Origin of the sequence: Protofrankia sp. BMG5.30 (assembly GCF_001983005.1) — a bacterium.
Lineage (GTDB): Bacteria > Actinomycetota > Actinomycetes > Frankiales > Frankiaceae > Protofrankia > Protofrankia coriariae.
On record NZ_MOME01000034.1, the window covers coordinates 24,272 to 36,977 of the forward strand.

The 12,706-nt window shown below is 70.7% G+C and carries 22 protein-coding genes; 3 read left to right on the top strand and 19 right to left on the bottom strand.

Annotated features, from left to right (window positions below; genetic code table 11):
• The first annotated feature begins 58 nt into the window (after positions 1-58).
• On the top strand, positions 59-889 hold the full coding sequence (locus BL254_RS17930) for a bifunctional lytic transglycosylase/C40 family peptidase (RefSeq protein WP_235433805.1): 831 nt from the start codon (positions 59-61) through the stop codon (positions 887-889).
• Between the two features lie 4 nt (positions 890-893).
• On the opposite strand, the gene BL254_RS17935 is transcribed toward BL254_RS17930, so the two are convergent.
• From BL254_RS17935 to BL254_RS27285, 4 genes are all read right to left on the bottom strand, one after another.
• On the bottom strand, positions 894-1,130 hold the full coding sequence (locus BL254_RS17935; protein WP_047224874.1) for a hypothetical protein: 237 nt from the start codon (positions 1,128-1,130) through the stop codon (positions 894-896).
• 213 nt (positions 1,131-1,343) lie between these two features.
• On the bottom strand, positions 1,344-1,856 hold the full coding sequence (locus tag BL254_RS17940) for a hypothetical protein (RefSeq protein ID WP_047224875.1): 513 nt from the start codon (positions 1,854-1,856) through the stop codon (positions 1,344-1,346).
• Between the two features lie 146 nt (positions 1,857-2,002).
• Positions 2,003-2,176: a hypothetical protein gene (locus tag BL254_RS27280; RefSeq protein WP_157180617.1), complete on the bottom strand. Its 174-nt coding sequence runs from the start codon at positions 2,174-2,176 to the stop codon at positions 2,003-2,005.
• Between the two features lie 373 nt (positions 2,177-2,549).
• On the bottom strand, positions 2,550-2,909 hold the full coding sequence (locus BL254_RS27285) for a hypothetical protein (RefSeq protein WP_175648408.1): 360 nt from the start codon (positions 2,907-2,909) through the stop codon (positions 2,550-2,552).
• A gap of 21 nt (positions 2,910-2,930) precedes the next feature.
• Here BL254_RS27285 and BL254_RS27290 point away from each other — a divergent pair, with 21 nt between their 5' ends.
• Both BL254_RS27290 and BL254_RS27295 read left to right on the top strand, forming a co-directional pair.
• Positions 2,931-3,131 carry a hypothetical protein gene (locus tag BL254_RS27290; RefSeq protein ID WP_047224877.1) on the top strand — a complete coding sequence of 67 codons (201 nt, stop codon included), beginning with the start codon at positions 2,931-2,933 and terminating at the stop codon, positions 3,129-3,131.
• Positions 3,118-3,276: a hypothetical protein gene (locus tag BL254_RS27295; RefSeq protein WP_175648409.1), complete on the top strand. Its 159-nt coding sequence runs from the start codon at positions 3,118-3,120 to the stop codon at positions 3,274-3,276. Before BL254_RS27290 ends, BL254_RS27295 begins: the two co-directional genes overlap by 14 nt.
• Positions 3,277-3,562: 286 nt before the next feature.
• On the opposite strand, the gene BL254_RS17950 is transcribed toward BL254_RS27295, so the two are convergent.
• The 15 genes from BL254_RS17950 to BL254_RS18020 all read right to left on the bottom strand — a co-directional run bounded on the left by BL254_RS17950 (position 3,563) and on the right by BL254_RS18020 (position 12,617).
• A complete protein-coding gene (locus BL254_RS17950) occupies positions 3,563-4,474 on the bottom strand; it encodes an N-6 DNA methylase (RefSeq protein ID WP_052914930.1) in 912 nt (303 codons plus the stop codon).
• A 103-nt stretch (positions 4,475-4,577) separates the two neighbouring features.
• Positions 4,578-5,102: a hypothetical protein gene (locus tag BL254_RS17955; RefSeq protein ID WP_047224878.1), complete on the bottom strand. Its 525-nt coding sequence runs from the start codon at positions 5,100-5,102 to the stop codon at positions 4,578-4,580.
• 181 nt (positions 5,103-5,283) lie between these two features.
• Positions 5,284-5,781, bottom strand: a complete 498-nt coding sequence (locus BL254_RS17960) for a hypothetical protein (protein WP_052914931.1) — start codon at positions 5,779-5,781, stop codon at positions 5,284-5,286.
• 3 nt (positions 5,782-5,784) lie between these two features.
• On the bottom strand, positions 5,785-6,117 hold the full coding sequence (locus BL254_RS25260; RefSeq protein ID WP_139342379.1) for a hypothetical protein: 333 nt from the start codon (positions 6,115-6,117) through the stop codon (positions 5,785-5,787).
• Between the two features lie 136 nt (positions 6,118-6,253).
• Complete coding sequence (locus BL254_RS17970) at positions 6,254-7,516, bottom strand: DNA polymerase III subunit beta (protein WP_235433803.1); 1,263 nt, start codon at positions 7,514-7,516, stop codon at positions 6,254-6,256.
• A 175-nt stretch (positions 7,517-7,691) separates the two neighbouring features.
• Positions 7,692-7,976 (bottom strand): hypothetical protein, encoded by a 285-nt coding sequence (locus tag BL254_RS17975; RefSeq protein ID WP_139342380.1) that lies wholly within the window; start codon positions 7,974-7,976, stop codon positions 7,692-7,694.
• Between the two features lie 114 nt (positions 7,977-8,090).
• On the bottom strand, positions 8,091-8,408 hold the full coding sequence (locus tag BL254_RS17980) for a hypothetical protein (protein ID WP_047224880.1): 318 nt from the start codon (positions 8,406-8,408) through the stop codon (positions 8,091-8,093).
• Between the two features lie 110 nt (positions 8,409-8,518).
• Positions 8,519-8,878 (bottom strand): hypothetical protein, encoded by a 360-nt coding sequence (locus BL254_RS17985; protein ID WP_047224881.1) that lies wholly within the window; start codon positions 8,876-8,878, stop codon positions 8,519-8,521.
• A gap of 143 nt (positions 8,879-9,021) precedes the next feature.
• Entirely contained in the window at positions 9,022-9,528 is a 507-nt protein-coding gene (locus BL254_RS17990; RefSeq protein WP_047224882.1) for a hypothetical protein, read from the bottom strand.
• A gap of 100 nt (positions 9,529-9,628) precedes the next feature.
• A complete protein-coding gene (locus BL254_RS17995) occupies positions 9,629-10,633 on the bottom strand; it encodes a DUF932 domain-containing protein (RefSeq protein ID WP_076844176.1) in 1,005 nt (334 codons plus the stop codon).
• A gap of 97 nt (positions 10,634-10,730) precedes the next feature.
• Positions 10,731-11,114, bottom strand: a complete 384-nt coding sequence (locus BL254_RS18000; protein ID WP_047224884.1) for a hypothetical protein — start codon at positions 11,112-11,114, stop codon at positions 10,731-10,733.
• Positions 11,111-11,494, bottom strand: coding sequence for a hypothetical protein (locus BL254_RS18005; RefSeq protein ID WP_047224885.1), 384 nt, complete (start codon positions 11,492-11,494; stop codon positions 11,111-11,113). Before BL254_RS18005 ends, BL254_RS18000 begins: the two co-directional genes overlap by 4 nt.
• 58 nt (positions 11,495-11,552) lie before the next feature.
• Entirely contained in the window at positions 11,553-11,897 is a 345-nt protein-coding gene (locus BL254_RS18010) for a hypothetical protein (RefSeq protein ID WP_047224886.1), read from the bottom strand.
• Positions 11,894-12,328, bottom strand: a complete 435-nt coding sequence (locus BL254_RS18015) for a hypothetical protein (protein ID WP_047224887.1) — start codon at positions 12,326-12,328, stop codon at positions 11,894-11,896. Before BL254_RS18015 ends, BL254_RS18010 begins: the two co-directional genes overlap by 4 nt.
• A 64-nt stretch (positions 12,329-12,392) precedes the next feature.
• Positions 12,393-12,617, bottom strand: coding sequence for a hypothetical protein (locus BL254_RS18020; RefSeq protein ID WP_047224888.1), 225 nt, complete (start codon positions 12,615-12,617; stop codon positions 12,393-12,395).
• Between the last annotated feature and the right edge of the window lie 89 nt (positions 12,618-12,706).

Genomic DNA, 12,706 nt, shown 5'->3' on the forward strand with positions numbered 1-12,706 from the left:
CGGCTGGCTCCTCGGCGCTGGCGGCGGCAGCCAGCCCAGCCAGACCGCTCTCAGCGACATCCCGCCCGACTACCTCACCCTCTACACCCAGGCCGCCGCCGCCTGCCCCGGCCTCGACTGGAGCGTCCTCGCCGCCATCGGCAAAATCGAAAGTGACCATGGTCGCAGCACCCTGCCCGGCGTCCACAGCGGAAGCAACTACGCCGGAGCGGCAGGCCCCATGCAGTTCCTACCTACGACTTTTACCGCCGTCATCATCCGGCATCCCCTCCCTCCGGGCGGGGCAGTACCACTCTCCCTCTACAACCCCCATGACGCCATCTACGCCGCCGCGTTCGAGCTCTGCGACAATGGCGCCCGCGACGGACATGACCTGCGGAGCGCGATCTTCGCCTACAACCATGCCGACTGGTACGTCGACCAGGTACTGAAGCAGGCGGTCCAATACTCTGAACCGACACCGAACACTTCAGCGGAGTGCTCGACTGTTCAGTCGACAGTTCAGCCCGGAACCGAGGATTTCAGCAGCGCAGCGCTGACAGCCGTCGCGTTCGCCTGCGCACAGATCGGTAAGCCGTATATGTGGGGCGGCAACGGTGATCCCGGATTCGACTGCTCCGGATTGACGCACGCGGCGTATGCCGCGGCCGGCATACAGATCCCGCGGACCGCCCAGACGCAGTACGACGCCGGTCCGCTGCTCCCAGCCACAGCACCGCTGCAACCAGGTGATCTGGTGTTCTTCGGTACCCCGAACAACGTTCACCACGTCGGTATCTCTTTGGGTGGAACGGTCATGGTCGATGCGCCTGATGTCGGAAGGTCGGTCACGGTCCGGGACTTCCGGGGTTTCCCTGACTACGCAGGCGCATCCAGACCGGCGTATTAGTTAGCTAACGGTGGATGGCGACCAGCAGGTTCGGTGCGCTCGCGATCTGACGGATCGGTCTTCGGCTGGTATGGGGCGGTGATGTGCCTGCCTTGCCTGGGAGAACGAGCAGATCCCGGTCATCCTGCGCGATCGGGTCGGCTACGCCGAGAAAGTCCTCGACTGTGCCGCTGATGTCGCGGGCCGGCAGGCTGGCTACCACCGTTTCGGCGACGGCCGGCAGGAACGGGTAGGCATCCACTTATGAACTGACCTGCGCCGGTTGAAGCCGACGGAGTCGCCGCGACCAGCCGGGGGACATCCGTGTGTGCCCGTGCCCGGCCGACGGTCCGAACAAGGTTTACTGGTCCCCGCTGACGTTATGTTCATGCAGGCGCCGAGACACTTTCGGGTACGTGGATACCCGACGGCGGGCAGGGGTTGCGGGACCTGTCCTGTGCGAGCCCTGCCTTGTCTACGGCCGGCGGGGGCGCAGATCCTCGTCGAGCAGATGCCGCAGCAGGGTGTTGCCCGGCAGGCCGGGAGCGGGGTGCAGCGGGATGGACACCATCTCGTCGGGGTCGGTGAAGACAGGTGCTCCGCTACGGCGGGTGTAGGGGATGACGCCGTGCTCGACCTCGACACCGTCCTCGACGTCGTAGGCCATCCAGACGATGGCTTCCCGCTCCTCGCCGTCGTGGACGGGGCCAGCGAGCGGGGAGCGGAACCGGACCGTGTCATCGTCATATGTGATCATTATTTGCGGGACTGCTAAGGCCAGCCGATTGGCGGCGACCCGGTGGGCCTCGGCGGCGACGCGCCGCTCGTAGGCGTCGGCTCCGGACCGGCCGAAGATGTAGGTCGAGTCGACCAGGACGAGCTCGTGGTCGGCTTCGATCACGGTGATGGCGGGCTGGTCGTGGGCGCGGATCGCCTGTTGGACGCGTCCGACGACGTCGTCGACCAGGAAGTGCGTCTCGATGTTCATCGCGGGCATCCTTCCGCTGGTGCGGCCGGGACGTGCGTGGGCGGGGGGCAGGCCGCCGGTGGCCGTGTGGTTCCAGTCTGGTCGGATGGGTGGCGGCCTGTCCTCGACGGTTCCCCGGACAGGGTTGGAGCTGTGGTGTCGTCGRCTCACAGCCGCTGGATCTTGTCGCGGGTCGTGGTCACCGTGCCGTCGCGGCCGAGGTCAACGACGACCTTCGTTCCGTCGATCTCGGTGATCCATCCGAATCTCCAGATCGCTCCGTCGCCGACCGGTACTCGCACGGCGGTACCGACGGTCAGTTCGTCCTGGTTGCCGTTCATGGCTGCTTTTCCTTTCTGGGTGGGAAGCGGATATGGGGTCGCCGCCGGCTGCTGTGGGGCGGGCCGTCGCGTAGGGCCAGGTCGGCGAAGTTGAGCTGGCCGACGATTTCCCTGGTCGGCCAGTGGATCAGCCGTCCGCTCAGCGCAGGCAGCAGTAATGGCCTCGCCAGTGCGGCGAGGCAGACTCTGCCTCGCGGTGGCCGGAGACGGGAAGGAATCCGTCGTGCTCGGGGGTGTTGTCGCACCGGCACAGCCAGGCGTCGTTGATCCCTCGGCGAGCGATGTAGTCGCGCATACGAGCACCCCTTTCGCGAAGGGGTTCGGGTACTGGAAGGGGGTGGAGAACCCGTGCGGGCAGCAGCCCCTCGGTGCCTCAGTCGGGTGTGGTCGGCGCGGGCGGGCGCAGGATGTCTCGGTTGTGGCGGCTGGCTGGGAGGCCGGCGGTGGTGYGGACTGGGTGCTCGGCGGCGCCGGAGTCGGGCCGGGTGCCGTTCGACGTCGACGGGGTCCAGCCGGCCGGCGGAGCCAGGAGCGCTGACGGAGGTGGCACCGGCGGGATCCGGAAGATCAGGAGCAGGTAGGTCGGGTCGCCGTCGTGGTCGACGTAGAAGGCGTCAGTGGGCAGGGCGGTGAGGGCGGCACTGATGCTGGTGGCGTCCGCGCCCGGCCGGACGGTCAGGTGGATGGTGTCCGGTCGGGGACGCCGGACCAGCACGAGCGGGTCGGAGGGCATGGGCTGGGGTCCAATCGCGGTGTGTCGGGGGGTGCCGGTATCCGCGCCGGCCAGGCGTCGGAACAGTTCGAGGCCGATGTGGGCATGCTGGATGCGGCGGACAAGGGCGACGGCGACGGTTTCGACGCACTTGGCGAGGGTGTGGTCGTGCCAGTCGTCGGTGGCGACATCGCCGTGGGCGGACGGCGGGTGGGGGCCAAGGTCCCAGATGACGGACGTTGACGGCGAGCGCGGCGAGCCCGAGTGCGGCGAGTCCGAGTGCGGCGAGTCCGAGTGCGGCGAGTCCGAGTGCGGCGATGTCGACCGCGACCCAGTGGATGGTGCGTGGGTCGCCGCCGGCGTCGCGGATCTGTCGAACGCCTGGTAGACCTCGGCGGTGGGTTCGAGGTTGAGCAGGCTGGCCGGGTCGAGGTGGGAGTCGAGGTCGAGCAGGACGTGGGCGTGCAGCCGGCGCGGCCAGCCGGACCGGTCGAAGTACGGCTGGAAAGGGCCGTCGTCGGTGCGGTGGGTGACGGTGTCCTCGCCGTTGACGGTCAGGACGTGGCGGAGCCGTCCGAGGAGTTCGGCGTAGCCGATGAGGTGCGGGGGCTATGGCATGGTGTCCCAGGCCGGTCGCGGGGTGCGGTTGCCGGCCGGTCTCCCGCGCCGGTCCGTCAGGTCGGGGGTTCGGGATCGGCGCGCTCGATGCCGGCCATGTCGACCAGGCGGGTCACGGTGCCGATGAGTTCGGCGGCGAACGCGGCGGCGCGCAGGTGCTCGACGATCTGGAGGATCTCGTGTCGCTGGGCGAGCGCGGCGTCCTGCCAGTTGTCGGTGAGGCTGTCGCCGACAGCGAGCACGACGTGCCGTCCGAGTTCCCACAGCACGGCGTTCACCGCGGCGCAGGCGATGGCGAGCTCGTCCACGTCGCCGCCGAACCACAGCAGGCTGGCGGGATCGGTGCCGTGGGCGCGCAGCATCTGGGCGGCGGCGCGGAACAGCCCGCCCGTGCCGACCGCCGGGTCCATCACGGAGTTGCCGGGAGCCGCGCTGTGCATCACGACGGCGGCGAGGGTGTCGGCGATGTCGGCGGGCGTGTAGAACTGGCCGGAGGCGAGGCGGGCGCCGTCGGCGCGTAGCTCGACGAGCAGCGGGCCGAACAGGTCGATGTCGCGGCGGCGCGCCGTGCCGGTCAGCTGGAGCTGGCCGGCGTCGAGCGCGGCGTGCGCCACCTGCCGGGCGGCGTCCACGGTGGCGGTATCGAGCGGCTCGGCGCCGAGCCAGGGGCGGACCAGGGGCCAGGCAGCGGCGAGCAGGTCGGGCCGTACCCGCACGAAGATGCTCCATTGGGAGCGGAGGAACCGGCGGAACCGCTCGCTGTCCAGCCCGCGGATCAGGTCGGCGGTCTCGGTGAGCTGGCCGGGTGGCGGCGCGAGGAGCGCGAGGGCGGCGACGGTGGACAGGGGGATCTCGGGCGGGGCGGAGCGGTGGGCGCGGTGCCAGGCACGGGCGATGGCCTCCACGAGCGTCATCAGGTCGGGGGGCGCGGTCTCGGGCGGCGGGTGGGATCGACGTTTCGCGGGCATGCGGCAGCGCTCCCTTCACGGGACGGGACAGGGGAAGGACCGGGGTCGGCGCTTGACGGCGCTTGACGGCGGTGGGGCCGGGTAGGGCCCGGCCTCGGTCCGGTCAGGAGATGGCGGGCCGCCCGTCGATGGGGCGGATGCGTAGGGGGATGTGGCCGGTGTAGGAGGCGGCGAGGGTGCCGTGGTCGGTGATGACCTTGTAGGAGTGCAGCCAGACGGCGAACCAGGGCTCGGCGGGTGCGCCCCGGCGGGCCGGTGAGTCCGCCGGGGGGATCATGGCCGGGTCGAGTGCCTGTGGCGTGGTGCGGTAGTGGGCGAGACGGCCGCCGACCATCGGGCAGGCAGCGGCGGTGTAGGCGGCGCACACGCTGTGCAGCGCGGGTTCCGCGGTGCGCTGCCGGGGCAGGTCGGACAGCCGCATCAGCAGCACCAGCCGCTCGTCCAGGCGCCGGCCGCACACGCCGCACAGCCGCAGTAGCAGCGCCTGGTCCTTCCGGTCGCTGTCGACGGCGCCGAACAGGTGGCGCCCGTCGCCGGTGCGGGAGGTGATCCACGGGACGGCGAGGCCGCCGACGGTCGGCAGGTGGGCCAGGGACAGCGGTATCGCGGGTGGTGTCGGATTGGTCATGGCGGGTTTCCTGTTCGCGGGGATGTCTTTCGCGCGCAGGGGCCCGGCGGTCAGCCGGCGCGGTGGCGATGAAGGAAAGCGCGGGGGCGTGCGCCGTCCGCGCGAAGGGGGGCGTATGCACCGATTCGCCGCCGCCGGACCGCGCGGAATGAACGCCGTCGGGTCCGGCGGGGAACCGCCGTCAGGTCGGCGGGAGCGCCTGCGGCGGGGAGTTGTCGGTCGCTGCTGTCGGGGTGTCCGGGTTTTCGGTGCGGCGACGCCAGGCTCGCTGGCCGCCGACACGTTCGTAGCCGAGGGCGTCGGCGAGGGTGTGGCAGGTGTGGCAGCGAAGCGCGCAGGCGCGGCAGTGATCACTGAACAGGAAGGATTTCCACATCTGTCGTGCGGTGGACGGGGAGATTTTGTTCTCCCAGAATGCGATCTGTTCGGGGATCAGCGTCTGGAGGGCGGTAAGGATGCGGATGATGCGGTCCGGGTCGTATCCCGGGCTGTGGTGGTCCCAGGGCGCCGCATCCCGGAAGGCGTCGCTGAGGTTGGCGGCCTCGCCGTGCAGGGCTTGCAGGAGTGCGCGGGCGTCGGCGACGTCGTGTTCGGTCGGGGGTCCGCCGGTGTTCGTCCTGCGGTCGTTCCGGTCGCGTCGTGGGCGGCCGGCGGTCTGTGTACGCGGCCGAGGTGGCATCGGTCATCTGCCCTTCTGCGTCAAGCCGGTCAGGTGGCCGTCCCGGGCCGGCGGGCGCTGGTGTGTCCCGGCCGTGCCCGCCGAGCCGGGCGACGGCCCGGACCGGGGCGGGCGGGCGGTGGCAGTGCCACGGTGCCGGCGAGGTGGGAGGTGGTGCCGGCCGCGTCGGCTCCGGCCCGCGGCCAGGTCGACGGTGATCGCGATGAGGGTGATCGCCGCGTAGGCGACGAGCAGGGTGACGTCGTGCGCGGCGGCGACCCCCAAGAGYCACACCGCCAGCAGCACGAACCCCCAGAAGCGCATCCGCCGACGGCGACGGCGACTCAGGTAGATCATCGGAAATGGCGTTCCTTTCCGTGTTCGGCCGGGAGGAAACGCGCCCGGCGCAGGGGTATGGGATGTCAGCTCAGAACGCGTGGGTGCGTCAGGGAATGGGATGGAATGGCCGTGATCGGGGCCGGCGCAGTGGCCGTCAGACGCGCGGGGAGACGGGCGGTTGGTTGATACGGATGGGCATGAGCAGGTGCCGATACGGCGAAGCGCCCGCCGTCTGCCCGGTGAGAGAGGTCAGCAGGACGGCTTGGGCGACGTCCGGCTGCCCGGAGAACACGACGGTGTCGCCCGGGAGCGCGGCGAGGGCGTCCCGGAGATAGGCGGCCTTGAACGCCCAGCGGACGGTTCCGTCCGTGACCGATGTCGTCGCGGGCAGTGTTGGGGCGCTGACTCTCGCGTCGTGCTCGGGAAGCAACGGCGCCACCCGCACCCCGGCGGGGGTGAGCGTCAGCGTCATGATCGAGCCAGTGGCCGTCGGGTGGGCGGCGAGGATGGCGAGGACCCGTTCTACGTGGGCCTGCACCGTCGCCCGGTCGAACGCGGCGGTGTGCTGGACGTCGAGCGTGAGCAGCCTGTGCCAGGGCGGGTAGCTGCCGTCGATCTCGACCAGGCTCACGGTGGTCTGCCCGCAGGTGAAGGTGACCCGGGCGACGTCGGACTCGGCGCGATGGCGACCGATGGCCACACGCTGGTCGGTCCATGCCTCGGCACACGCGGCGAGGATCTTCCCGGGGACGAGGAGTTCCTGCCGCCCGGTCGGGCTGGTGCCGGTCGCGGGTAGGGAATCGACGGCCAGGCGGTACCGGTCGGTCGCGGCCAGGGTCGCCAGACCGGATGAGAAGGACAGCTGCACGCCGGTGAGGGCCCGCAGAGTGTCGTCCCGCCCGACCGCGGGCAGGACACGGTCCAACGCGGCCCGCAACGCCTGCTGGTCGACGGTGGCGATCGTCGGCGCGGGCCGGCAGTCGCCGGGATGGTCTTCCGGGGGCAGGCCGGTCAGCGGGATGGTGTAGTCGCCGATGGTGACGGTGGGGGCGGCCGGGAGGGAGCCGTCGAGCAGGACGGGCAGGTCGTCGGTGTCGCGGCGGCGCTCGCCGCGGACCAGCGCCTTGCACATCTGTGTCAGCGCCCAGCCCTCGACCAGGAACCGGCCCGGGGACCGGGCGACGCCGGGCAGGCGGACCGAGACGGTCGCGGTGTAGCCGGCACCGGTGATGGTGAGATTCCCGTCCGGGCTGGCGGTGACCAGGGCCGCGTTCCACGGCGGCCGGCTCTTGCGGTCAATGACGGCCGCGACCGTGGCCAGGGCCGCGAGCAGGTCCCGGTACGTGACGACAGCGGTCACACCAGCGGCGGTGGTGACGGCGGGCAGTGCGGTGACGGTCATGGTGTCGGATGGCATGCGGCACCTCCATCTCTTGCGGACACGGGGATCGCGGCAGGAGGCCAGAGCCGGCGGGACGCCCGGGACCCGCGCGTCGGTAGCCGATCGGTCAGTGAGGGCGGCCCGCGCGGCGCGACTCCCCGCCGGCGCCGGCCGGGAGGGGTCTGGCCAACGCCGGTCGGTTGGGGAGCGATCAGCGCCGGTCCCAATTCCTCCGGAGCCTCGTGATCTGCTCGTCGGTGGAGCCAAACCGCCGGAGCTGGTCGTCGGTCAGCCACGCCATCGGAATAGTGATCTTGATGGTGATGGTGGTGCCTGCGGGCAACTCGTCCGTGTTGATCGCGTGGCCCCGCCACCCGGGTAGCTTCCAGCCCTCCGACGTCTTGATCCAGAACTCGTCGCCGCACCGAGCCCACGTGTCCACCGACGCCTCGTGCAGGGCCACCCGGTGCATCGGGTCATACGGGTCAAACTCCATGATCATTTCTCCTTTCTCGCTGGCGCATGGGCGTGCCACCGATGGCGGCGTGACGGGCATGCTTCTTTCGCCTTCGCGGGCGACGTGATCGTGATGCGGATGACGCCACTTCGCTCACGTGCCGGCGATCTCCCAGGCCCACTCGTAGGCGCCGATGTAGTACAGGCCGTCCGGGGCGGGGTCGACGACGGTCGTAGAGCCCCACTGGCCGCTGTGGACCGAGACGGTGGCGTCGTCACCGATGGTGATCGTGTCGATCTCGTCGGCGGGCACGGTCGCGGCCAGCGCGGCGGTCTCGGCCGCCAAACGGCGGACCTGCTCCAGGGTGAAGCCGGGCACGGCGAAGCCGTTCCACCGGTCGTCGTTGGCCGGTACCTCGTACTCCGAGGAGACGCCGCTGATGGTGACGCGCATGGTGCGGGCAGCAGTCATGGTCGTGTCCCTCCCAGGAGGGAAAAGGGAGCCGGGTACGGTCACGGGTCCCGCGTCCGGGCGGGGCACGCCAGCGCCGCCCGTGCCCCGCCCGGTGTGCTGTGGGCCGGTCAGGTGGGCAGGCAGCAGCGCAGCGGCACGCCGTGCAGGTCGACGCTGATCGCGCCGGTGGGGACGAGAAAGCGGAGATTGGTGGGGGTGACGCGCAGCCGGTCCGTGGACGCGGCGTCGAGGATGATCGTGGCGTGCTTGCCGTCGATCTGGCCGATGGTGCCGGTCAGGCCGTCGAGGGAGCGGGGCTTGACGGTGGTGATCCGCACGGGGGTGCCGGTGGTCAGGGACGCGGTCCGGATCGCGGCGAGGGCGGCCCGCCGCTGCTTGACCGTTGCGCTGATGCGGGTCAGGTCCTGCTCTGTTGCGTGCGACGCGATGAAGTCGGTGGCGACCGCGAGCGTCGGTGTCATGGGCATGCGGGTGCCTTCCTGGTCGTGAGGGGGTACGGGCGAAACACCCGCTCAGCCATAGGCCGGCGGGTGTGTCCGAGCGGGCGTGCCCGTCCCGCCGTTACGGACGGGCAACCGGGCCGGTGCGGCGCTGGCTGTCGGGCGGGTGTTCAGGCGGCGGTCAGGTGGCCCCGCCGGGTGGGGGCGGGCCGGCCGATGACGAACGTTCCGGGGTGCAGCGGGTGGAGCGGTTCGTGTGGCGTCGGCTCGCCCGGGTGGGGCAGGTGCAGCAGCAGCCGTCCCGCGAGCGGGCTGTCGGCGTCGTCGGGAACCCGCCGGATGGTGATCGTGAACGCGCCGCGTGGGTCGCCGGTGGACAGGCTCAGGGTGATCGCGTCGTCGGTTTCGTCGGTGCGGATGCCGGCGCTGTTGCACCACGCCAGCGCCACCCGCTCGGGCGTGTGCGGTCCGGTGTCGTCCGCGTCGGGTCCGTCCGGGAGGTAGGCGGGGCAGTCGGACTCGCCGGTGTCGTCGTCGAAGCCGCCGGGGGTCTCGACGAGGTCCGCCCCGCAGGCGGTGCAGCGGAACTCGGTGTCGGTGGCGAAGGTCAGCTCGATGGTGCTGTCCTCGTCCAGGCTGTTCACGGTCGTGCCGTCGACGGCCAGTCCGGCGAACATCGCTACCCGCTCCTTTCCGGTCAGCTGTGCGGGCAGGGCATCACCCCGCCTGCGACGAGCGGGCTGTCGGGGGCAGGGCGATGCCAGGCTGGGGGTCGGGTCAGGCGGGTAGCAGGGTGCGCAGCGTGGCGAGGGTGGAGCCGTCGAGGTTGTCCGCTCCGCCGGTCACGGCGCGCAGCATGTTGCGTTCGGCGCGGGTCGCGCCGCGGACGGTCTGTTCGTGGTGGGTGTAGGTGTTGACCGCTTGCAGCACGCCCCAGCCGGTGTTGCGCCACGGGGAGACCCGCTCGTCGTGGTTCCACAGCCGGGTCAGGGTGTCGCGGTGTTTCTCGGCGCCGGTCCGCGCCCGCCCCGGGTTCGCGGGCATCGGGACGTGGGCGTCCAGGAACGCCGCCCACTGCCGGTCGGACACGTCCAGCGCGCACAGTTCGGCGACCTCGGCGRCGAAGTCGTCGGCGATCGTGTGCACGATCGCGAGCGCCTCCCGGGCCTCGGCGAGCCGGAGGTGTGACTTGGCGGAGTGCTTGACCTTGGTCTGCTGGCCCTGTTCCCGCAGGCCGGCCGCCATCGTGTTGTCGCACACGACGTTCGTCACGATCCGCTTGTAGGTCGTGGACAGCGACCCGTCGAACGACGTCGTGGCCAGCAGGTTCGGGCGGAACGCGACACCCTCCGGGGTCGTGATCGTGTCGGGGACCTCCACCGACACCCACGCCACCGCCCCGCCGCGCAGCAGGCCGGCCGACCCGATCGCGAGAGCGTCGTCGAGGAGCTGCCCGACGTTGTCGACCAGCCACTCCTGGTAGGCGTGGGGTAGGTAGCCGTCGCTGAACACGCCCATCACGGTCCCGGTGTCGGAGCGCACGATGGCCTTGCGGTCCGGGACGACGTCGAGTCCGCCAGTGACGGGCGACTCGACGTAGATCGGCTGTTCGAGGGCCTGCCAGCCGAACAGCCGGCGCTCGACGTCCTCGACCGGGATCGGCCCCGGGTAGTGGTTGGTCTCGCCCTGCTGGTCGGCGCGGTAGTGCCAGGCGTGACCGCGCTTGGTCGTGAAACCGATCAGCGTGTTGCTGTTCAGCCAGGCCAGGGTTTCCTTCGACATCTGGGGTTCCTTCCCTCGGGACCGGGGTTTGGGCGGCGATGCGAGGCATGCCGGCGGGCCGCCGGGCACCGTCCGGCGGCAGGCAGGCTGCGGGGGATTACGGAGCGGATGTGCGGGCGGGGCGCAGCGCCGCGCGGGCCTCGGCCAGCGACGCCCAGGGGCGGACCTGCCGGTGGCCCGGGTAGGTGTGCGCGCGGGCGATCGCGACCGCGCGGGCCGGGTCGAGCGCGGACGCGTCGACCAGGCTGATGATCGTCCAGGCGATGGTGGCGACGCGGACGGGCCGCCCGCCCGGCCACATCTCCTCGTAGGCGCGTACCCGCCCGTCGCGGGTGACCGAGCGGATCACGACCAGCTCGACGTGGACGGCGTCCGGGCCGCCACCGGTCAGCGGCTCCCGGTGCGGGGACACCAGCAGCGCGACGTTCCCCCGGCGGGCCCGTGCGCCGTTCGCCAGCGCCACCGCCTCGACCCGGCTCACGGCACCTCCCCGGGCAGGGGCCACCAGGCCGTGGCCGGGGACGGATCCTCCCGCTCGGCAGCGATCAGGTCCCGGATCTGTAGCGCCAGGTAGCCGGCGGGGTTCTCCCGCAGGAACACGTCGTCAGCCCAGACGATCGACCCGGCCAGCGCGGTCGTCTCCACCACCACGCCGCCGAGCACGTCCGTGGCGTACCGGCGGTCGCAGTGCGGGCACTGGACCACCGTCGTCAACTGATAGGCCGCCCACGTCCCGGCCACGAAGTGCGCCCGCTCCTCGACGATCACATCAAGGTCGCCGGCCGGGGACAGGTAGTAGTCGTGGTCATCGTCGATGTAGACCCCGATCCGAACCACGGGATCCGCGAGCACGCCGAGCATGGCACCACCTCGAAAAAAGATCAGCAGAGAGAAGAGAAAGGCGCGCGGTGCACGCTGGCTATGCGCTGGTCAGTCGCGCCCAGATTGCGCGGCACTCGGCATCGCTGAACCCACGCGGATGCGCGGAGGTCTCCCGCGTCTCACCCGTGTAGTAGTCCAGCGTGACCGTTCCGCCCCACCAACAGTGCGACCCGGGAAACGGCCAGCCCGATGGCTCCGTGGCCTCGAGCTTGCTCAACGCGGCCACTGCCAGATCCACGGCGTCGAGCCCGTCTTCCCGGTAGTAGTCGTCGGGCTCGCAGGCGAGATCCTCGGACCGTTCGCCGTGCGCGAGGATGTCCCCGTCGTGGACTTCGTGGTCGTAGTAGTCGCGATGGTGGACGCGCAGATGCCGGCCGTTCACAGGACCCGCACCACCCAACTGTCGGGGTTGTCCTCGAGCCCGGAGACCTCCAAGAGGATGTCTCCATAGACGATCGCCTCTGCGTGCAGCCGGTCCCCTTCCGGGCCGTAGCCGCAGTCCCACAGTCCCGCACCTGCCCGCTGCCGCGACAGGACCCAGTCCCGGCCCAGTTCCTCGGGTGCGGGAGCCCGTGAGCCCAGACGCTCCGCCAACGACATCAGGTCATCGGCGGCGCCATCCAGGAAGTCGCGGATGTCGTCGGCAGGCTCCCCGCACAGAAACTCGGTCTCCGTACCATCGAAGCCGGAGCCATACAGGTTTGTCGTCTGGTCTGGGTTCCACTCGACGACGGCTGATGTGATCAGCTCACGCCACACGCCGAGCTTGAAACGTGTCACATAGTCCGGTGACATCGTGTTACTGATAGTCATTGTCGTTGTCCTCGGCACTCGAGAGACTCGTACGGTGGTGACGGCAAGCGGGCAGGCTGTCCGCTCAGCGCGCCACGGTGTCCGCGTCGCGCGCAGGAAGCAGAACCAGCCGGTCGCACTGCACCCACTGCTCCCCGGATCCCGCGACGGGCGTCACCTGCGCCCGCTGCTGGCCGTAGGACCACTTGACGTCGATGATCCGAACCTCGATGACGATCCCGCCGACCGTGCCCGGCCGCCATGTCGCCGTCCGGCCGATGGCCCAGGAAACGTCCTTCACGGTGCCCATGTCTTGAACTCCCTTCACCGACCACAATTCCAACGGTTACCCGAATACGGGCACCGGAGGTTCCCGACCGTCGGCGCCCACACCCGAAA